Source organism: Streptosporangium sp. NPDC001559, from assembly GCF_042893955.1.
Taxonomy (GTDB): domain Bacteria; phylum Actinomycetota; class Actinomycetes; order Streptosporangiales; family Streptosporangiaceae; genus Streptosporangium.
Map to the genome: position 1 here is coordinate 73,855 of NZ_JBIAVG010000026.1, position 18,095 is coordinate 91,949.

The following is an 18,095-nucleotide window of genomic DNA, read 5'->3' on the forward strand; positions in this document are numbered from 1 at the left end:
ACCGCCCCCCTTCCCTGCCGGAAGACGTCCCTCAGCCCCGTCGTCAACGGGCGTCCCGGTGCATGTCCCAGGTCTCGGGGAGCCGCTGGAAACCGGCCGATCCGTAGGTGGCGACGGCGCCGACGTTGAAGCTCGGGGTGCGGACGACCGCGCTCGACGAGCCCAGCTCCCGGAGCGTGGCCGCCGCGGCGAGGGTGATCGCCGTGCCGTGGCCGTGGCCGCGATGGTCCCGGTGCACGCCCATCGGTTCGAGTAACCCGGGTCTCCCCGGACCGGCCGACCACACCGTCACCGCCGCGACCGCCTCGCCCCGGTCGTCGTAGGCGACCAGGCATCGGGCGTCGGTGTACGGCGGTCCCGCCGCCATCGCGTGCCAGCGCCCGTCCGTGAACGTCGAGCCGTCGAACGACGCCCGCTGTACGGCGGCCCGCACGCGCGCCCGTCCCGGCCCGGTCACCTCGACGCGCACGCCCGGGTCCCGCACCGGTTCGGTGAGGTCGCGGCGCAGCGGTGTCCACCGCTCCCCGGCGCTCCAGCCGCTCTCGCGCAGCAGGTCCCGGACCCGTGCGCCCATGGGCGCCTCGACGTTCGCCCTTCCCGCGTTCAGCACGCCGTGTTCCGGCTCGGTCACGTCCTCGACCAGCCCCCGCGCCAGTTCCTCGTCCCGTTGAACGTCCGGCGCCATCGCCAGCCGCAACAGCGCGGGATGGTCCAGCAGCCCGACGGCGAGGATCCGCCCCTCCCGGCTCCACGTGCGGACCGCCGCGGCCGTCGCCTCCGCGCCGAACCGCCAGAACCAGCCCAGGTCCCCCGGATGCGGTTGCACGGGCGCCCCGTCGTCCTGCCACTCCCGCAGCGCGTCCACGACCTCGCTCAGCCCGTCGACTTCCGGCCTGTCCGACACGATCGCCATGCTCTCGATCACACACCGGCGAACCGGCGATCCGCACCTGGTTTCCGACCTGCGCGAACCGTTGAAAATTCGTGCCGTCAATTTCCGGGGTCAGGCTTATTCGATTCCGGGAAAGAAAGCCGGTAGGTCAAAGCCGTCATCGTCATGGTCGCGGCCTTTATGAGTATGCCGGGCACCCCCATGGGGAGCCTGCGCGACGTCAGGACGATACCCGTCCACACGGCGACCGGGGCCGGCGCCACCCGTGTATGTCAGGTCGTTCGCCACGCGTTTCCAGAGGCCGTGCACAACACCGGAAAACAGGTAAACGCCGGCCGCTCTGGACGTGAAGTGGAAACGGGATACCATCCGCCCAGAGGCCGATCCACACGACGGAGGTTCCGCATGAGCTTCGACGAGGCCGCCTTCCAGGTTCCGGCGCGGGGACCCGTCCCGTCGCCCTGACCTGAGGCCGCCCCCGCGCGGTCCCGGTCGCGGCGGTCCGTGCTCCTCGCCCCGGAACGATCACCTTTTCCCCGATCGTTCCTTCCTTCCGAGGAGCTCTTTTGCGTGCTCGCACGTCCGCGCGTCTCGGCGCGGACTTCGGCAAACTCTGGACCGCCTCCGCCGTCTCCAACGTCGGCGACGGGGTCACCCTGACGGCCGGTCCCCTCCTTGTCGCCTCACTGAGCGACGACCCCGTCCTCGTCGCGGGCGCCGTCCTGGCCCAGCAGCTTCCATGGGTGCTGTTCTCCCTGGTCAGCGGTGCCTACGTGGACCGGCTCGACCGGCGGCGGCTGATCGTCGCCGTCAACCTGGTCCGCGCCCTCGCCCTGGGGACGCTCTGCGCCGTCATCGCGGCGGAGGCGCTGACCGTCCCTCTCGTCTACGTCGTCTTCTTCCTGCTCGGCACGGCGGAGACCGTCGCCGACACCGCCTCGGCCGCCCTGCTTCCCGCCGTCGTCGCGCCGGAGCTGCTGGCCGGGGCGAACACGCGGCTGATGGCCACCTTCACCGTCGGCAACCAGTTCGCGGCCAAACCGCTCGGCGGATGGCTGTTCACCGTCTCGGCCGCGCTGCCGTTCGGCTTCGACGCGCTGACCTTCGTGGTGGCCGCCGCCCTGGTGTCCGCCATGCGGCCCCTGCCCCTCGCCGCCCCTCCCGGGCCGAGGGGTGGTCTGCGCGCCGACATCGCCGAGGGGGTGCGCCGGCTGTGGCGGCACCGGTTGCTGCGGACCCTGGCGCTGAGCATGGGGGTGGGCAACCTGATGTTCTGCGGGGCCTTCGCGGTCTTCGTCCTGTACGCCCGGCAACGTCTGGGCCTGTCGGAGGTGGGGTACGGCCTGCTGCTGACCGCCTTCGCCGTCGGCGGCCTGCTCGGCACGCTGACGGCGGGCCGGTTGTGGTCGCGGTTCGGCGCGACCGCGCTGCTGCGCGCCGGGCTGCTGATCGAGGCGGCGACCCACCTCGTCCTCGCCCTGACCACGCGGCCGTGGGTGGCCGCGGCCATCCTGGTGGTCTTCGGCACGCACGCGATGGTGTGGGGGGTGATCGTCGTGACGCTGCGCCAGCGGGCGGTGCCGGGCGGCCTCCTCGGACGGGTCACCAGCGCGTACGCGCTGCTCGACGTCAGCGGCGCCGCCCTCGGCTCGCTGCTCGGCGGCGTCGTCGCCCACGCGCTGGGGATCACGGCGCCGTTCTGGATCGCCGCCGGGACGATGCTCGTCGTCCTGGCCGTCGCCTGGCGCCCCCTGGGCCGGGCGGACGCCCAGGCCCCCGCCGCCGGATAGGGGCCCGGGGTACGGCCCGCCCGCCCCGGGCGGGCCGTACGATCGGCGGATGACCGCCCGCCAGAGTCAGCTCGTCGTCGACTGCGCCCGCCCCGAGACGCTCGCCGTGTTCTGGAGCCGTCTGCTCGGCGGGGTCCCGGTGCACCGGGACCCCGCCTGGTCCAGCCTCGACCCGCCGGGCGGGCTCAGGATGGCCTTCCAGCGGGTTCCTGAGGCCAAGGCGGGCAAGAACCGGCTCCACCTGGACATCGCCGTCGAGGACGTCACCGCGGCAGCGGAGGACACGCTGAGCCTCGGCGGCCGCCGTTCCGGCGGGCCGGTGCGCGACGCGGCGGGCGTCTTCCAGGTGATGCTCGACCCCGAGGGCAACGAGTTCTGCCTCGTGGGCCCCTGAGACCCCGCTCAGTGGACGGAGAGCCCGCCGTCCACGAAGATCGACTGCCCGGTGACGTACGCCGAGGCGCGGCTCGCCAGGAAGACCGCCGCGCCCGCGAAGTCCTCCGCCTTGCCGTTGCGGCCGACCATCGTCCGCGCGGCCAGCGCGGCGACCCGCTCGGGGTCGGACGACAGCCGCGCGTTGAGCGGCGTCATCACGAACCCGGGCACGAGCGTGTTACAGGTGACGCCGTACGGCGACCACGCCTCCGCCTGGGAGCGTGACAGCGATTCGAGCCCTCCCTTGGAGACGCCGTAGGCGCCGCTCTGCACGAAGGCCCGGTGCGCCTGCTGGGAGCTGATGTGGATGATCCGGCCGAACCCCCGTTCCGCCATGCCCGGCCCGAAGCGCTGCCCCAGCAGGTAGGGCGCCTCCAGATTGACGGCCATGGTGATGTCCCACACGTCCTCGCCCAGTTCCCCCATGGGGGGACGCTGGTTGACGCCGGCGCTGTTGACGAGGATGTCGGGCTCCCCGAAAGCCTTCACCGCCTCCTCCGCCGCGGCGCGCACGCCCTCGCGGGTGCTCAGGTCGGCGCTGACCCAGGCGGCGCGGCAGCCGTCGGCCTCAAGCCCGGCGGTCGTCTCGGCCAGTTCCTCCCGTCTGCGCGCCACGACCACGACGGCCGCCCCGGCGCGTGCCAGCGCCCCCGCGATGGAGCGGCCGATGCCGGAACTCCCGCCGGTCACCACGGCGACCCTGCCGTCCAGTGAGAACAGGTCCGACAGATACTTCTGCGTTGTCATGGCCGGAACTGTAGAGGAGCCTCACTCCGAGGCCTGGGAGCGGGGCGTGAACCCGATCGGGGGGTTGTGGCGAGACATCGCCGACCGCTGCCCCTACGGAAAGGCCGGCCCGATGCCATGGTGCCGACGATGACCGCGCCGCCCACGACCGGTACGTGTGACCGCGACCTGGTACGCGATTCCTGGACACGCCCTGAGGCGTTCGCCGCGCTGTTCGACCGCTACGCCGGCATGCTCTACCGGTACGTCTCCCGCAGGCTCGGCCCCGAGACGGCCGAGGACCTGGTCGGTGAGACGTTCCTGGTCGCCTTCGACCGCAGGAGACGCTACGACCTGGCCTACGCCGACGCCCGTCCCTGGCTGTTCGGCATCGTGACCAAACTCCTCTCCAGGCACCACCGCACCGAGGCCGCCAGGTACCGGGCGCTGCGGCGCAGCCCCGGGGAGGGCGTGGTCGAGAACCCGGCCGACCGGGTGGCCGCCGAGGTCACCGCCCTGGCCTGCAGGCCCGTGCTCGCGGAGGCGCTCGCGGGGCTGCCGCCCAGGGACCGTGACGTCCTGTTGCTGATCGCCTGGGGCGACCTGTCGTACGAGGAGGCCGCCCGCTCCCTCGGCGTCCCGGTCGGCACCGTGCGCTCCCGGCTGAACAGGGCCCGCAGGAAGGTACGCGCGGCGCTCGGCGAGACCAACCCGATGCACGAGGAGGAGTGACCATGGACGACCTGACGATGCTCCGCGCCCTCGGCGACGAACTGGAGCACGAACCGTCCGCCGCCGCGCTCGCCGGCCAGCGGCGACGCCTGCTCGGCGCCCTGGACGGCGCCCCGGGCGGCGCCCTGGGCGGCGGGAGGCGTGGACGCCGATGGCCGCGCAGGCTCGGCGCGCGCGGCGCGGTGATGCTCGCCCTGGCCGCCGCGGCCACCGCCGCCGTGCTCGTCGTCCCGAACCTGCTGCTGCGCGGTCACGAGGTGCCCTCCCCGGTGGGGGCGCGCCCGGTCAAGGCGAATGAGGCGATCAACGTGCTGGTCGCCGGGACCGACGGCCAGGCGGGGGCCAGGAGGAGCCGCGGGGAGGACGTCGGGGACCCCAGGGCAAACGCCGCGCGCGCCGACACACTGCTCCTGGTGCACCTGTCCGCCGACCGCGAGCGGGTCTCCGTCATCAGCATCCCCAGGGACTCGATGGTCCTGGTTCCCCCCTGTTCGAGTCCGGCGGGCAGGACCGTTCCCGCGAGGATCGAAATGATCAACTCCTCCTTCGCCGAAGGCGGCATGGCCTGCCTCTGGAAGCGGGTCGAGACCCTGACCGGGGTCCGCGTCGACCACGCGGTCGAGGTGGACTTCTCCGGCTTCAAGGGCATGGTCAACGCCCTCGGCGGAATCGAGGTCACCCTGCCCGCCCCGGTCGAGGACCGACAGGCGAAGGTACGGCTCCCCAAGGGCAGACAGGTGCTCAACGGCGACCAGGCGCTCGGCTACGTGCGGATGCGCTACAGCCTGGGCGACGGCTCCGACCTTGAGCGGATCGGCCGTCAGCAGCGGTTCATGAAGTCCCTGGCGCGCAAGGCCGCGGGCCTGACGGCCGACCCCGTCCGCCTCGCCGCCTTCCTCGGTGAGGCCGCGAAATGGGTCAAGGCGGATCGCGGGCTCGACCTGGCGACACTGCGGGCGATCGCCGGGAGCCTGGACGGGACGGCCCCCGGCTCCGTCGAGTTCCTCACGGTGCCCGTCCGCCCGTCCGCCGTGGATCCCATGAGGCTCGAATGGGACCGCGCCGCCGCGCCGCGCCTGTTCGCGAAGGTCCGCGACGACACGCTGTGAGCCGGAGGCCGTACGGGACGCCCGGACGGCCGTGCGGACGGCGGCGGCGGGGAGCGACCGTGCGGGAGCCCGTACCCGGGGCGGGTGCGCGGGGCGCGCCTCGTTGCGGCCTCCCGCGCGCCCGGCCGACAATGAGCGGGTGATCACCCGTGTGCGTTCCGTGATCAGGGTCGAGGGCGTCGTGCAGGGAGTCGGCTTCCGCCCCTTCGTGTACGGCCTGGCGGTGCGGCTCGGCCTCGGCGGGCTGGTCGGCAACGACGAACGCGGGGTGTTCATCGAGGTCGAGGGGGCCCCGGCCCTCGTGGCGGAGTTCACCGCGGCGCTCAGCGCGAGCCCGCCGCCGCTGGCCACGGTCGAACGGGTCAGCGCGCGGCCCGCGCAGGCGACGGGTGAGACGCGCTTCGCCATCGCGGGCAGCGCCGGGGGCGGGCCGCGGCGGACGCTCGTCTCCCCCGACGTGGCCACCTGCGACGACTGCCTGCGCGAGATGGACGACCCGGCGGACCGGCGGTACGGCTACGCCTTCGTCAACTGCACCAACTGCGGGCCCCGGTTCACGATCGTGCGGGACGTCCCCTACGACAGGCCGAACACCACGATGGCGGGCTTCGCCATGTGCGCGGGCTGCGCGCGTGAGTACCACGACCCGGCGGACCGGCGCTTCCACGCCCAGCCGGTCTGCTGCCCGGCCTGCGGTCCCCGGCTGCGGCTGCTCGGCCCTGCGGGCGGCCCGCTGCCGGGCGGCCCGGTCGAGGAGGCCGTACGGCTGCTGCGCGGCGGCGGGGTGCTCGCGGTCAAGGGGCTGGGCGGCTACCACCTGGCCGCCCTCGCCTCCTGCGAACCCGCCGTCGCCGCGCTGCGTTCCGGGAAGCGCCGGCGGGAGAAGCCCTTCGCGGTGATGGTGACCGACCTGGCGGCGGCACGGCTGCTGTGCGAGGTGGACGAGGCGGAGGAGCGGCTGCTCACCTCGGGGGCGCGCCCGATCGTGCTGCTGCGCGGGCGCGCGGAGAGCGCCCGGCTCGTCGCCCCCTCCGTCACCCCTTCCGGCGCCTCCCGCCGGAGGCCCGGGGACCGGTGGCTCGGGGTGATGCTGCCCTACACCCCGCTGCACCACCTGCTGCTGCGCGGCCTGGACGCGCCCATGGTGCTCACCAGCGGCAACGTCTCCGACGAGCCGATCGCCTACCGCGACGAGGACGCGCTGGCCCGCCTGGGCGGGGTCGCCGACGCCTTCCTCGTTCACGACCGGCCGATCCACACGCGCACCGACGACTCGGTCGTGCGGGTTCTGCGGGGCCGTGAGCTGCCGCTGCGGCGCTCCCGGGGGTACGCCCCGCGCCCGCTGCCGCTCGCCCGCGCCCTCCCCAGGCCCGTGCTGGCCTGCGGCGCGGAGCTGAAGCACACCTTCTGCGTGGCCAGGGACGCCCACGCCTTCGTCTCCCACCACATCGGCGACCTGGAGAACTACGAGACGTTCCGGTCGTTCACCGAGGGGGTCGGCCACTTCCTGCGGCTGTTCGACGTCGTCCCCGAGGTCGTGGCCCACGACCTGCACCCGGAGTACCTGTCGACCAAGTACGCGCTCGCCCTTGAGGGGCCTCTCGCGGGGGCCCGCCCGGTGGCGGTGCAGCACCACCACGCGCACGTGGCCTCGTGCCTGGCGGACAACGGGGCCCCGGGACCGGTGATCGGGGTGGCCTTCGACGGGCTCGGCTACGGCCCGGACGCGACGCTGTGGGGCGGGGAGTTCCTGGTGGCCGACCTGGTCTCCTTCGAGCGGGCGGGCCATCTGGCCACGGTGCCGATGCCCGGCGGGGCGGCGGCGGTCAGGCAGCCGTGGCGGATGGCCGCCGCCTACCTCGACACGGCGTACGGCGGTGCCGTACCCGGCGACCTGGATGTCGTACGGCGCAACGCCGAGTCCTGGGAGGGTGTCCTGGCGCTCGGCAGGCGCGGTGTGAACGCCCCCCTGACGTCGAGCGCGGGCAGGCTGTTCGACGCGGCGGCCTCGGTCGCGGGCGTCCGGGACGTCATCGGCTACGAGGGGCAGGCGGCGATCGAGTGGGAGTCGCTCGCCGACCCGGCGGAGACAGGCCGTTACGGCTTCCGCCTGACGGGTTCGGCCCCCTTCGTCGTCCACGGGGCCGACCTGGTCGCGGCGGTCGCCGAGGACGTCCGGGCGGGCACGGAGACCGGGGTGGTCTCCGCCAGGTTCCACAACACGGTCGCGCGGATCGTCGCCGAGGGCTGCGCCCGGGTCAGGCGGGCGGGCGGGCCGTCCACGGTCGCGCTCTCCGGGGGCGTGTTCCAGAACGCGCTGTTACTCGTGCGGGCCGCCGCCCTCCTGGAGGAGGACGGCTTCCACGTGCTGACGCACGGGCGGGTGCCGCCCAACGACGGCGGCGTCAGCCTGGGCCAGGCCGTCGTCGCGGGCGCCCGCGACGCCCGGCGCTGACCCGGGCGGCTGCGGGCGCCCGCGGACGGCTCCCTCAGCAGATGCGGGGCAGCGGGTCGCCGACCAGCAGGTCCACGATGCGGGTGCCGCCGAAACCGGTCTTCAGCAGCACCAGCCCCGGCGGGTCCTGCCCGATGCGGCCGACGAGCGCGGCGCCCTCACCGAGGGGGTGCGCGCGCAGGGCGGCCAGCGCGGCGTCCGCCACCGCGCCGTCGACCACGGCGACCAGACGTCCCTCACAGGCCACGTAGAGCGGGTCGATGCCGAGCAGTTCGCACGCGCCGCGTACGGCCCGCCGTACCGGGACCGCGTCCTCCTCGACGACCACGGCGACGCCGGAGGCCCGCGCGATCTCGTTCAGGATCGTGGCGACCCCGCCCCTGGTCGCGTCGCGCATGCAGCGCACGGCGCCGGGGCAGGCGTCAAGGAGCGCGGCGACCAGGCCGTTCAGCGGCGCCGTGTCGGAGACCAGGTCGGCCTCGATGTCCAGTTCGCCCCGGGCGAGCATGATGGTGACGCCGTGCTCGCCGACCGGCCCGGAGACGATGACGGCGTCGCCGGGGCGCGCCCCCGCCACGCCCAGAACGCCGGGCCGGTCGAGCAGCCCGACCCCGGCCGTGTTGACGTAGCATCCGTCGGCCTTGCCGCGCTGCACCACCTTGGTGTCGCCGGTGACGATCCGGACCCCGGCCGCCTCCGCCGCCTCGGCCATCGACGCGGTGACGCGCCTGAGGTCGCCGACGGGGAACCCCTCCTCCAGGATGAAGCCCGCCGAGAGGTACAGCGGGCGGGCGCCGCACACCGCCAGGTCGTTGACGGTCCCGTTGACCGCGAGGTCGCCGATGTTCCCCCCGGGGAAGAACAGCGGGGAGACCACGTAGGAGTCGGTGGTCAGGGCCAGGCGCTGGGTGCCGGCGTCGAACACGGCGCCGTCCTCGAGCGGTTCGAGCAGCGGGTTGCGGAAGGACTCAAGGAAGACCGCCTCGATCAGGGACTGGGTCGCCTTGCCCCCCGCCCCGTGGGCCATGGTGATGTGCTCCTCCCGCACCGTGGCCTTGCGGCGGCGTGCCCGGTCGATCCGTTCGAGGACCTGTTCCTCGCGGCCCGGCCGTACGGCCCGGTTCTCGTGTTCGCGGACCAGGGCCTCGGCCCAGGCCGCGGTTCCCTCGGCGCCGGTCACCGTGTCGCCTCCCGCACCCGTTCCCGGGAGAAACGGCCGAAGTTGTAGTAGGCCGCGCAGGCCCCCTCCGAGGAGACCATGCAGGTGCCGATCGGGGTCTCCGGGGTGCAGGCGGTGCCGAACACCTTGCACTCCCACGGTTTGAGCACGCCCTTGAGCACCTCGCCGCACTGGCAGGCCTTGGGGTCGGCCACCCGGACGCCGGGGATGTCGAAGATCTGTTCCGCGTCGTGGACGGCGTAACGTTCCCGCATGCCGAGCGCGGAGTGGGAGATGAACCCCAGGCCGCGCCACTCGAAGTAGGGCCGCAGCCGCATCACCTGGTTGACGGCGGCGAGCGCCCTGGGGTTGCCCTCCCACGGCACGACGCGGGCGTACTGGTTCTCCACCTCGGAGCGTCCCTCGGCCAGCTGCCGCAGCAGCATGTAGATCGACTGCAGGATGTCGAGCGGCTCGAACCCCGCGACGACGAGCGGTTTGCCGTAGTCGCGGGCGATGAACCCGTACGGCCCGCAGCCGATGACCGTCGAGACGTGGCCGGGGCCGATGAACCCGTCAAGGCGCAGGTCCGGGGAGTCCAGGATGGCCTTGATCGCGGGGATGATCGTCACGTGGTTGCAGAAGACGGAGAAGTTGGTGATCCGCTCCGCCTCGGCGCGTATGACCGTCATGGCGGTCGAGGGAGCCGTGGTCTCGAAGCCGATCGCCATGAAGACGACACGTTTGTCCGGGTTCTGTCGGGCGATCTTGAGGGCGTCCAGGGGTGAGTAGACCATGCGGATCTCGGCGCCCTGGGCCATGGAGTCGAAGAACGAGCCCCGCCCGCCGGGGACCCGCATCATGTCGCCGAAGGAGGTCATGATCACATCTGGCCGCTCGGCGATGTGGATGGCGTCGTCGACCCGTCCCATCGGGATGACGCAGACCGGACAGCCGGGGCCGTGCACCAGGGTGATGTTCTCCGGCAGGTAATCCTCGAGCCCGTGCTTGTAGATGGTGTGGGTGTGGCCTCCGCAGACCTCCATAAAGCTATATTTCCGACCAGGTTCACACAGAACAGCGATCTTCGCGGCGAGGGCCCTGGCCTTCTCCGCGTCACGGTACTCGTCGACGAAACGCATCACGCCTCACCCCGGCCGATCGGGTCGAGGGAGTCCAGCGAGGACTCCCTGAGCGCGGCGAGTTCGTCGTCGTACGCCTGGCCGATGCTCTCCAGGAACTCCATCGCGGCCCTCGCCTCGTCCTCGTCGATCTTCGAGAGGGCGAAGCCGACGTGGATGAGGATCCAGTCGCCCGGTCTGAGCTCCTCGCCTTCGAGCAGGCCGACGTTGATCGCCCGCCGTACCCCGCTCACGTCGACCCTCGCGAGGTCAGTGTGATCCGCCAGGATCTCCACGATCTCCCCCGGAATCCCCAGACACATGGGTCACCACCTCCTCAAGCTCGATGGATTCGAGGGTCAGCTCGTCGCCGCCCAGCAGGTCGACGTCGGTGCTCGCGCAGCCGCCGCACACGGCCAGCGCGTCGTAGGTCTCCCGGTCCTCGCCGCAGGAGCGGCAGGTGAGCCTGGCCGGCACCACGACCAGGTCCGCCGTGGCGCCCTCCGCCACACTGCCCGGCGCGACCAGGGAGAACGCCTGGTCGAACGCGGGCCCGGTGATCCGCAGCATCGCCCCGGCCCGCACGCGCAGGCGCGCCACCTTGCGTCCCCGCGCCCTGCGCTCGACCGCGTCGAGCACCGCCTCGGCTATTCCGAACTCGTGCACGGCCCCGCCGCCTCTCGTGTCGGTGTCTCGCCCCGGGTGGCCCGCTCGGGGCCGTACCGGCCGGTCACATCTCCCTCATCCGCTTGTAACGCAGGATGTCGGGCAGGGAGACGGCGATCACGACCGCCACTCCCGCGGCGGCCGTCAGCAGCAGCACTTTCCCGATCATGTCCTTCCCCTCTCGATACGCGCGGCGCCTGACGCCGCGACCTGTTCCGCGACCAGCTCCCGGACGAGCCCCGCGGCCACGGGGACCGCGTGGGCGACCGGTTCGCTGAGCCCCATGCCCGGCGAGGTGTCGGCGGGCTCGCAGCCGACGAGCAGGACCGGCTCGGTGGTGACGCCGAGCGGGCCGAACAGCGCGAACAGCGCGTCCGGGGTCATGCCGTGGGAGTCGCCGAGCGCCCCCATGAGAAGCGGCGCCTCGTCCCGGGTCCCCCGGTCGATGCCCGGTTCGATGACCGACAGCGTCCCCGGCCGTTCCCCTCTGGGGACGGCGTCGACGAGGATCAGGCCGTCGTACCCGGCCAGCAGCTCGTAGGCCAGGTGGACACCGCGGATGCCGAAGTCGGCCACCACGGCGCCCTCCGGCGGCCCCTGCTCGCCGAGCAGCCTGACGACCTCGACGCCGAACCCGTCGTCGCCGAAGAAGACGTTCCCGACGCCCGCCACCAGGATCCCGCCGCTCATCGGCCCTCCCCCTCCGCCGGGGCGCCGTCGAGCGGCTCGACCTCGTCGGGCGAGAAGTACAGGAAGCGGCCCTGGGCGCGTTGCAGGTCGGCTCCCGGGTCGTCCTCCAGGGTCACGGCCAGGTGATGGACGCCGTCCACGTCGAGCAGCACGGCCTCGACCGTCGCGGCCCGCCCGGTCAGGAACATGTCGTGCGCGTCCGCGCGGCGCCCGCCGGGTGCCCCGGGGGAGGCGCCCCCGCCGGGCAGCAGCCGGACCCTGCTGCCCCGGGCGAGGGTCACCCCCGCGACGACGACGCCGTCGCTCCCCGGGGAGACCGAGGTGTCCGCGCCGGGGTCCCACCACGGCACCGGCCGCTCCTCCCGTACGGGCTCCGGCCCGCAGGAGCGCAGGTAGCGGATGGCGCCGTGCAGCCGTTCGAGCATCTCACCCGGCATGTCCCCGGTCCGCTCGACGATGCGGGCGGCCCGCGGGTCGGTGGCCCTCGCCTCCCGCTTCTCCTCCTCGGTCAGGGTCATCGTCCTGAGGCTGAGGATCTCGTCGATCTCGGTGGCGTCGAAGAGGTCGCCGGGGCTCTCCGGGGCGACGGCCGGGTGGTCGTACAGGATGATCGGCGCGGAGAGCACGGCGTCGCGCCGTCCCGGCTCGCCGACGAGCACCGGCCAGGTGTGCAGGTTCCGGCAGGCGCGCGCCGCCTCACCCGCCCATTCCGGCGGGTCGAGCAGGGACAGGAACTCCCCGCCCGTGACCGCGAGCAGCGTGTGAGCGGCGATCGGCGACCTGCGCAGTGCGTCGTCGCGGCCCGCGCCCGGCCCTGGCTCCCAGCCGCAGGTGTTCTCGACCCGCACCCGCAGCCTGACCGGCCCGTACGGCCCGGCGAGCCGTTCGGCTCCGATCCGCGCCACCGCCTCGACGGGCAGGTGCTCACGCACGACACGACCGGCGGCCCGCCCCGAGGGGGCCAGGAGCGGTTCGGCCGTACGGCCCCCGGGAAAGCCCGCCTCCAGGGTCCGCCCGGCCTCCAGCAGTTCCGCCAGCGGCAGGACGGCCTCGCACTCCCGCTCGACGGCCTCGTCGAAGCTCAGATGGGTCTCCTCGCCGATCCGCAGGGAGGGGACCGGCCGGTGGACGCCGTCGGCTTCGAGTCGTTCGACGGTCCTGGCGACCAGGTGCAGGAAGCGCAGCCTGACGTGGACCGTCGCCTCCTCCCCCGCCTGGAGGAGGCACTCGGTCTGGCAGCGGGACGGTTCGGCGGTCGCGGTGTAGCCGGGCGGCACGAGAACCCCGAACTGCCATCGTGTCCGGTTCTTCGCGGCCGACGCCCGGTAGGGATAGAGCAGGTAGCCCTCGTACAGCACGGTGTCGGCGACCTGCCGGGCGGTCTCCATGGGGGTGCTCATCCGGCCGCCTCCCTCGTCTGCGCGAGCAGTGCCCGCACGGTCTCGTCCCAGGTGGTCAGCGCCCTGGCGGACTTGAAGCGGCCGAGTTCGCGCAGCGTCTCCCGGTCGAGCCGCAGCCACCCCTGCCCGGGGAAGTGACGGTCCATCAGCTCACGCCACACTGCCACCGGCAGCCGGTGGCGCGCCTCCCGGTCCCAGGGCACCTGCCCGGCGGACAGGCCCTGCGGGGTGCGGGTGAACACGGTGCCGCTGAACAGCAGGATCAGCGGTATCTCGCCGTCGTCGAGGGCCGCGAAGTACTTGGCCGCCGCCACCTCCAGGTCATAGGTGACGGGCACCGGCAGGTCGATCTCGGTTTCGCCGGTGAAGCCGGGCACCGTGGCCGAGACGTTGGCGAACTGCAGCGCCGTGAGCGTGGTGCCCCAGCGGGAGGGGTCGCCGAACAGGTCACCGAGCAGTTCGGCCTCCCGCGGCGTGTGGCGGCGGCGGCGCGGCTCGACGCGGATCTGGCAGCGCAGCACGGCGGCCTGCACCCTGCCGCCGTCCGGCTCGGTCAGGCGCAGCCGGAAGAGCAGCGTCGGAGAGGCCGCGAAGGGGTCCGGGCGGGCGTCCAGGCAGGAGAAGCCGAGGTCAGTCACGGCCCCCGCCCCCTTCACCGGCGGGCCCACCGACGACCCGGCCGCGTTCGCGCAGGTCCGCGAAGAAGGAGTCGATGGCCTCCCACGCCTCCTGCCCGCCGCCGAAGCCCTTCCACAGGGTCCTGACCAGGCCGACCAGCTCGTAGCAGGCGTCGATCGGCACCAGATGGCCCACGAAGCCGTCCGGCCCCCGGTCGACGAGCAGCGCCTCGACGTCCGCCCTGACGTCGGCGAGGGCCGGGTTGGCCGCCAGGACCCGTTCCCAGGTCTCCGCAGGCAGTTCGGACTCGGTCGCCCCTCCGGGGCTCGGATAGAGGGCGACCGTACGGCCGAGCGCCGAGTTGCGGAAGAAGAACGCCATCCGCACGGGGATCCGCAGCTCCTCCCAGTCGGCCTCCGACAGGGCCAGGCGGGGGGCGTACAGGTGACGGCCCGGCACCGCGAGGAACCTGCCCATGGCCGCCCCCTCGGTGGTGAAGAGCAGGTGGCAGCCGTGGCAGGCGCACATCAGGGCGCGGCTGCCGACGTCCACCACGTGGGCGTGCCGTTCGCCGATCGGTTCGGCGCACAGCTCGCAGCACCGCGCTCCCCGGCCTCCGCGCGCCCCGGAGACGGCGGGCTCCCTGAAGCGCCGCAGTCCCGCGCTCACCGCGCCACCGTCCCCGCCCCCGGCCGCGTTCCCGGTTCCAGGACCGGGACCGGGCACGGCCCTGGGGGCGGCCTGGTGCCTATCTGCAGCAGCGAGTCGTCCCCGGCGGCACTCCCGGCATCGCCCCCGACCATGCCCTCGACCTCGACGCGGACCACCTCGGGCGCCGCTTCGGTCACCGCCCGCTCGATCGCGTGCCGCACCGTGATCCTGGAGGAAGGGCAGCCGTCGCAGGCGCCGCGCAGGCGCAGCCGTACCACGCCGGTGTCCTCCTCGACGGAGACGAGCTCCACGTCCCCCGAGTGGCCGCCCAGGTGGGGCCTGACCTCCTCAAGGGCGAGCCGTACCCGCTCGCCCGTGTCCAGCGGGTGCAGGTCGTGCACCGCCAGCAGCCCGCACAGCAGGGGGTCGGAGGTCACCCGGCGCAGCACCCCCGTGGCCTCCTCCTCCGTCACGATCTCCATGACGCGTTCGAGGCCCGCGCCGTACAGGCCGACCAGCGCCCGCACCAGTTCCTCGGCCCTGGCGCGGGCGAGTGGGTCACCGAGCGCGGCCAGTTCGGCCAGCAACTCCTCGACCCGCTCACCCGTCGCCTGCGCGCCGGTGGTCTCCGACATCCGCCCGCCCCCGTCTCAGGCGCCGAACGCGTGCGGGGTGTGCAGCCTGCGCAGTTCGCCGCCGCCGCCGAGGTACATGTGGACCCCGCACGGCAGGCAGGGGTCGAAGCTGCGCACCGCCCTCATGATGTCGATGCCCTTGAAGCGCTCCGGCGGGTTCTCCTCGAAGATCGGCGTGTTCTGCACGGCGTCCTCGTACGGCCCCGGCGTGCCGTGGCTGTCGCGCACGCTGGCGTTCCACGGCGTCGGCGGATACGGGTGGTAGTTGGCGATCTTCCCGTCGCGGATCACCATGTGGTGCGAGAGCACCCCGCGGACCGCCTCGGTGAAGCCGCAGCTGACCGCCTCCTCGGGCACCGTGAACGGCGTCCAGGTGTCGCTGCGGCCCGCCCGCACCTCCGCCAGCCCCTGCTCGACGAAGTACAGCGCGCAGGCCGCGGCGTAGGCCTGGAAGTAGGTGCGCGCCCGGTTGCGTTCGAGGGCGTTCGACAGCGGCTGCCCGTTGTGCTCGGGAATCCTCCACTCGAAGGTCGTCTCCGGCTTCGTCGCGCTCTTGGGCAGGTTGATCTGCACGCTGCGCCCGGTGGCCTTGACGTAGCCGATGTCGACGAGCCCGGCGAGCGCCGTCGCCCACAGCCTGGCGATGGGGCCGCCGCCGGTGTCCAGGGCCAGCAGGTTCTCCCCGTCGTGCCAGCGCGGCGACATCACCCAGCTGTACTTGTCGGCGAAGTCCCGTTTCTGCGGGTGCGGGATGGTGTGCTGGTTCCACGGATGGCGGGCGTCGACCGGGTTGCCCAGCGGGTCGTGGGTGACGAACTTCTCCTGCCCCTCCCAGTCGTCGTAGAAGGAGCTGCCCAGCAGGATCCTGATGCCCAGGTTGATGTCCACCAGGTCGGTGGTCAGCAGTTTGCCGTCGACCACGACGCCCGGGGTGACGAAGGCCCGCCGCCCCCAGTCGCTCATCGTGCGGTAGTCGTAGTCGCAGTACCCGGGGTCCTGGAAGCTGCCCCAGCAGCCCAGCAGGACCCGGCGCCTGCCGACCTCCTCGTAGCCGGGCAGCGCCGTGTAGAAGAAGTCGAACAGGTCGTCGTGCATCGGCACGACCTTCTTCATGAACTCCACGTACCGCATGAGCCGCGACAGGTAGTCGGTGAACAGCTGCACGGTCGCCACCGTGCCGACCCCGCCGGGGTACAGCGTCGAGGGGTGCACGTGCCTGCCCTCCATCAGGCAGAACATCTCCCTGGTCAGCCTGCTCATCTGCAGCGCCTCGCGGTAGAACTCCCCTTCGAGCGGGTTGAGCGAGCGCATGATGTCGGCGATCGTGGCGTAGCCGTGCTCGCCCGCGTGCGGCGCCTCGGTGCGCTCGGCCGTCGCCAGCACGCCGGGGTTGGTCTCGGCGATCATCTTCTCGCAGTAGTCGACCCCCACCAGGTTCTCCTGGTAGATGTTGTGGTCGAACATGTACTCGGCGGCCTCGCCGAGGTTGACGATCCACTCCCCCAGCGCGGGCGGGCGGATGCCGTAGGCCATGTTCTGCGCGTAGACCGAGCAGGTGGCGTGGTTGTCGCCGCAGATCCCGCAGATCCTGCTGGTGATGAAGTGCGCGTCCCTGGGGTCCTTGCCCTTCATGAAGATGCTGTAGCCGCGGAAGATCGACGAGGTGCTGTAGCACTCGGCGACCCGGCGTTGCTTGAAGTCGACCTTGGCGTAGATGCCCAGGCTGCCCACGATCCTGGTGATCGGGTCCCAGGCCATCTCCACCAGTTCGCTGTCCCCCGGACCCGGTCCCGCCGCGGATTTCCCGGGTTTCGCGCCACCCTGGTGCGGTGTCGTCGTCATGTCAGCCCCGTCCCGCCCGCGTGCGCGGGCCTGCCCTCGCCGTGTTCGTTACGCCCGTGTCCTGCCGGACATCGCGGGCCGGTCACCCAGGTGCCGTTCACCAGGGCGCCCGGTAGCCGGTCAGCAGCTCGTGCCCCCGCCTGCGCCACTTCGGTTCCTTGTCCGCCGTCTTGAGGGTGATGGCGCGCAGCCTGCGGATCACCCCGCCGTAGGCGGCGCTGGCCGTCGAGGAGATGAGCGCCCCCGGCGGCTCGTCCATGAACGGCATGAACTTGTCGGGGAAGCCCGGCATCGTGCAGGCGATGCAGATGCCGCCCACGTTCGGGCAGCCGCCGACCCCGTTCAGCCAGCCGCGCTTGGGCACGTTGCACTTGACGACCGGCCCCCAGCACCCGATCTTCACCAGGCATCGTGGCGAGCCGTACTCGGTCGCGAACTGTCCCTGTTCGTAGTACCCCGCCCGGTCGCATCCCTCGTGCACGGTGGCCCCGAACAGCCAGGTCGGCCGCAGGGCCTCGTCCAGCGGGATCATCGGGGCCTGGCCCGCGACCTGGTAGAGCAGGTACACGATCGTCTCGGACAGGTTGTCCGGCTGGACCGGGCAGCCCGGCACGTTCACGATCGGCAGTCCCGCCTTGGAGCGCCAGTCCCAGCCCAGGTAGTCGGCGACCCCCATGGCGCCGGTCGGGTTGCCCTCCATGGCGTGGATGCCGCCGTAGGTGGCGCACGTGCCGGCGGCCAGCACCGCGGTCGCCTTCGGGGCCAGCCGGTCGAGCCACTGGCTCGTCGTCATCGGCTGCCCGGTCTCCGGGTCGTTGCCGAACCCGCACCAGTAGCCCTCCTGCTTGATCCCCTCGTTGGGGATGGAGCCCTCGACCACCAGCACGAACGGGTCGAGTTCGCCCCGCTCGGCCTTGAAGAACCAGTCGATGAACACGTCCGCCCCCTGCACGGGGCCGGACTCGAAGTCGATCAGCGGCCAGTGCACCGCGACCTTCGGCAGGCCGGGCAGCGCGCCGAGCACGATCTCCTCGATGCTCGGCTGGGTCGCCGCGGTCAGCGAGACCGAGTCGCCGTCGCAGCTCAGGCCCGCGTTGATCCACAGAATGTGAACCACCGGCTCTTGTGTCGTCTCCTCGTTGGTCGCCTTCGACCCGCTCTGCGTGGTCATGCG

Annotated in this window: 19 protein-coding genes; 5 read left to right on the forward strand and 14 right to left on the reverse strand. The window is 72.7% G+C overall.

Annotation, left to right across the window (positions count from 1 at the left end):
• Positions 1–43 precede the first annotated feature (43 nt).
• On the reverse strand, positions 44–913 hold the full coding sequence (locus tag ACFYY8_RS39120) for a GNAT family N-acetyltransferase (RefSeq protein WP_390050094.1): 870 nt from the start codon (positions 911–913) through the stop codon (positions 44–46).
• A gap of 545 nt (positions 914–1,458) precedes the next feature.
• Between ACFYY8_RS39120 and ACFYY8_RS39125 the strand changes: the two genes are divergently transcribed.
• Positions 1,459–2,682, forward strand: coding sequence for an MFS transporter (locus ACFYY8_RS39125; RefSeq protein WP_390050096.1), 1,224 nt, complete (start codon positions 1,459–1,461; stop codon positions 2,680–2,682).
• A 49-nt stretch (positions 2,683–2,731) separates the two neighbouring features.
• The gene (locus ACFYY8_RS39130) at positions 2,732–3,076 is read left to right on the forward strand and encodes a VOC family protein (protein ID WP_390050098.1); all 345 of its coding nucleotides are present in this window, start codon (positions 2,732–2,734) and stop codon (positions 3,074–3,076) included.
• A gap of 8 nt (positions 3,077–3,084) precedes the next feature.
• Here the strand turns inward: ACFYY8_RS39130 and ACFYY8_RS39135 are convergent, their stop codons facing one another.
• On the reverse strand, positions 3,085–3,864 hold the full coding sequence (locus ACFYY8_RS39135) for an SDR family NAD(P)-dependent oxidoreductase (protein WP_390050100.1): 780 nt from the start codon (positions 3,862–3,864) through the stop codon (positions 3,085–3,087).
• A 129-nt stretch (positions 3,865–3,993) separates the two neighbouring features.
• Between ACFYY8_RS39135 and ACFYY8_RS39140 the strand changes: the two genes are divergently transcribed.
• From ACFYY8_RS39140 to hypF, 3 genes are all read left to right on the forward strand, one after another.
• Entirely contained in the window at positions 3,994–4,575 is a 582-nt protein-coding gene (locus ACFYY8_RS39140) for an RNA polymerase sigma factor (RefSeq protein WP_390050102.1), read from the forward strand.
• Positions 4,576–4,577: 2 nt separating this feature from the next.
• Positions 4,578–5,684 carry an LCP family protein gene (locus ACFYY8_RS39145; RefSeq protein WP_390050105.1) on the forward strand — a complete coding sequence of 369 codons (1,107 nt, stop codon included), beginning with the start codon at positions 4,578–4,580 and terminating at the stop codon, positions 5,682–5,684.
• Positions 5,685–5,823: 139 nt separating this feature from the next.
• Positions 5,824–8,139, forward strand: coding sequence for a carbamoyltransferase HypF (hypF, locus tag ACFYY8_RS39150; RefSeq protein WP_390050107.1), 2,316 nt, complete (start codon positions 5,824–5,826; stop codon positions 8,137–8,139).
• A gap of 34 nt (positions 8,140–8,173) precedes the next feature.
• Here the strand turns inward: hypF and hypE are convergent, their stop codons facing one another.
• From hypE to ACFYY8_RS39210, 12 genes are all read right to left on the reverse strand, one after another.
• A complete protein-coding gene (gene hypE / locus ACFYY8_RS39155; protein WP_390050109.1) occupies positions 8,174–9,319 on the reverse strand; it encodes a hydrogenase expression/formation protein HypE in 1,146 nt (381 codons plus the stop codon).
• The gene (gene hypD, locus ACFYY8_RS39160; protein WP_390050111.1) at positions 9,316–10,440 is read right to left on the reverse strand and encodes a hydrogenase formation protein HypD; all 1,125 of its coding nucleotides are present in this window, start codon (positions 10,438–10,440) and stop codon (positions 9,316–9,318) included. Before hypD ends, hypE begins: the two co-directional genes overlap by 4 nt.
• Positions 10,440–10,715 (reverse strand): HypC/HybG/HupF family hydrogenase formation chaperone, encoded by a 276-nt coding sequence (locus ACFYY8_RS39165; protein ID WP_390050113.1) that lies wholly within the window; start codon positions 10,713–10,715, stop codon positions 10,440–10,442. The genes hypD and ACFYY8_RS39165 overlap by 1 nt, the downstream gene beginning before the upstream one ends.
• Complete coding sequence (locus ACFYY8_RS39170; RefSeq protein WP_390050115.1) at positions 10,690–11,085, reverse strand: hydrogenase maturation nickel metallochaperone HypA; 396 nt, start codon at positions 11,083–11,085, stop codon at positions 10,690–10,692. Before ACFYY8_RS39170 ends, ACFYY8_RS39165 begins: the two co-directional genes overlap by 26 nt.
• Positions 11,086–11,149: 64 nt before the next feature.
• The gene (locus ACFYY8_RS39175; protein ID WP_386196579.1) at positions 11,150–11,254 is read right to left on the reverse strand and encodes a DUF6893 family small protein; all 105 of its coding nucleotides are present in this window, start codon (positions 11,252–11,254) and stop codon (positions 11,150–11,152) included.
• The gene (locus tag ACFYY8_RS39180; RefSeq protein WP_390050117.1) at positions 11,251–11,775 is read right to left on the reverse strand and encodes a hydrogenase maturation protease; all 525 of its coding nucleotides are present in this window, start codon (positions 11,773–11,775) and stop codon (positions 11,251–11,253) included. The genes ACFYY8_RS39175 and ACFYY8_RS39180 overlap by 4 nt, the downstream gene beginning before the upstream one ends.
• Positions 11,772–13,175, reverse strand: coding sequence for a hypothetical protein (locus ACFYY8_RS39185; protein ID WP_390050120.1), 1,404 nt, complete (start codon positions 13,173–13,175; stop codon positions 11,772–11,774). Before ACFYY8_RS39185 ends, ACFYY8_RS39180 begins: the two co-directional genes overlap by 4 nt.
• A complete protein-coding gene (locus tag ACFYY8_RS39190) occupies positions 13,172–13,813 on the reverse strand; it encodes a DUF6084 family protein (protein ID WP_390050124.1) in 642 nt (213 codons plus the stop codon). The genes ACFYY8_RS39185 and ACFYY8_RS39190 overlap by 4 nt, the downstream gene beginning before the upstream one ends.
• Positions 13,806–14,462, reverse strand: coding sequence for a DUF5947 family protein (locus ACFYY8_RS39195; RefSeq protein WP_390050126.1), 657 nt, complete (start codon positions 14,460–14,462; stop codon positions 13,806–13,808). Before ACFYY8_RS39195 ends, ACFYY8_RS39190 begins: the two co-directional genes overlap by 8 nt.
• Positions 14,459–15,079: a NifU family protein gene (locus ACFYY8_RS39200; RefSeq protein ID WP_390050128.1), complete on the reverse strand. Its 621-nt coding sequence runs from the start codon at positions 15,077–15,079 to the stop codon at positions 14,459–14,461. Before ACFYY8_RS39200 ends, ACFYY8_RS39195 begins: the two co-directional genes overlap by 4 nt.
• Positions 15,080–15,094: 15 nt before the next feature.
• Entirely contained in the window at positions 15,095–16,921 is a 1,827-nt protein-coding gene (locus ACFYY8_RS39205; RefSeq protein ID WP_390050130.1) for a nickel-dependent hydrogenase large subunit, read from the reverse strand.
• Positions 16,922–17,018: 97 nt separating this feature from the next.
• Complete coding sequence (locus ACFYY8_RS39210) at positions 17,019–18,092, reverse strand: hydrogenase expression protein HypE (RefSeq protein ID WP_390050132.1); 1,074 nt, start codon at positions 18,090–18,092, stop codon at positions 17,019–17,021.
• Positions 18,093–18,095 lie beyond the last annotated feature (3 nt).

Excerpts from the sequence above, each read along its gene's own strand:
- ACFYY8_RS39120 (WP_390050094.1), bottom strand. The coding sequence starts at position 913 with ATGGCGATCGTGTCGGACAGGCCGGAAGTCGACGGGCTGAGCGAGGTC.
- ACFYY8_RS39175 (WP_386196579.1), bottom strand. The coding sequence starts at position 11,254 with ATGATCGGGAAAGTGCTGCTGCTGACGGCCGCCGCGGGAGTGGCGGTC.
- ACFYY8_RS39185 (WP_390050120.1), bottom strand. The coding sequence starts at position 13,175 with ATGAGCACCCCCATGGAGACCGCCCGGCAGGTCGCCGACACCGTGCTG.
- ACFYY8_RS39180 (WP_390050117.1), bottom strand. The coding sequence starts at position 11,775 with ATGAGCGGCGGGATCCTGGTGGCGGGCGTCGGGAACGTCTTCTTCGGC.
- ACFYY8_RS39205 (WP_390050130.1), bottom strand. The coding sequence starts at position 16,921 with ATGACGACGACACCGCACCAGGGTGGCGCGAAACCCGGGAAATCCGCG.
- ACFYY8_RS39200 (WP_390050128.1), bottom strand. The coding sequence starts at position 15,079 with ATGTCGGAGACCACCGGCGCGCAGGCGACGGGTGAGCGGGTCGAGGAG.
- ACFYY8_RS39135 (WP_390050100.1), bottom strand. The coding sequence starts at position 3,864 with ATGACAACGCAGAAGTATCTGTCGGACCTGTTCTCACTGGACGGCAGG.
- ACFYY8_RS39140 (WP_390050102.1), top strand. The coding sequence starts at position 3,994 with ATGACCGCGCCGCCCACGACCGGTACGTGTGACCGCGACCTGGTACGC.
- hypD (WP_390050111.1), bottom strand. The coding sequence starts at position 10,440 with ATGCGTTTCGTCGACGAGTACCGTGACGCGGAGAAGGCCAGGGCCCTC.
- ACFYY8_RS39145 (WP_390050105.1), top strand. The coding sequence starts at position 4,578 with ATGGACGACCTGACGATGCTCCGCGCCCTCGGCGACGAACTGGAGCAC.
- ACFYY8_RS39130 (WP_390050098.1), top strand. The coding sequence starts at position 2,732 with ATGACCGCCCGCCAGAGTCAGCTCGTCGTCGACTGCGCCCGCCCCGAG.
- ACFYY8_RS39210 (WP_390050132.1), bottom strand. The coding sequence starts at position 18,092 with ATGACCACGCAGAGCGGGTCGAAGGCGACCAACGAGGAGACGACACAA.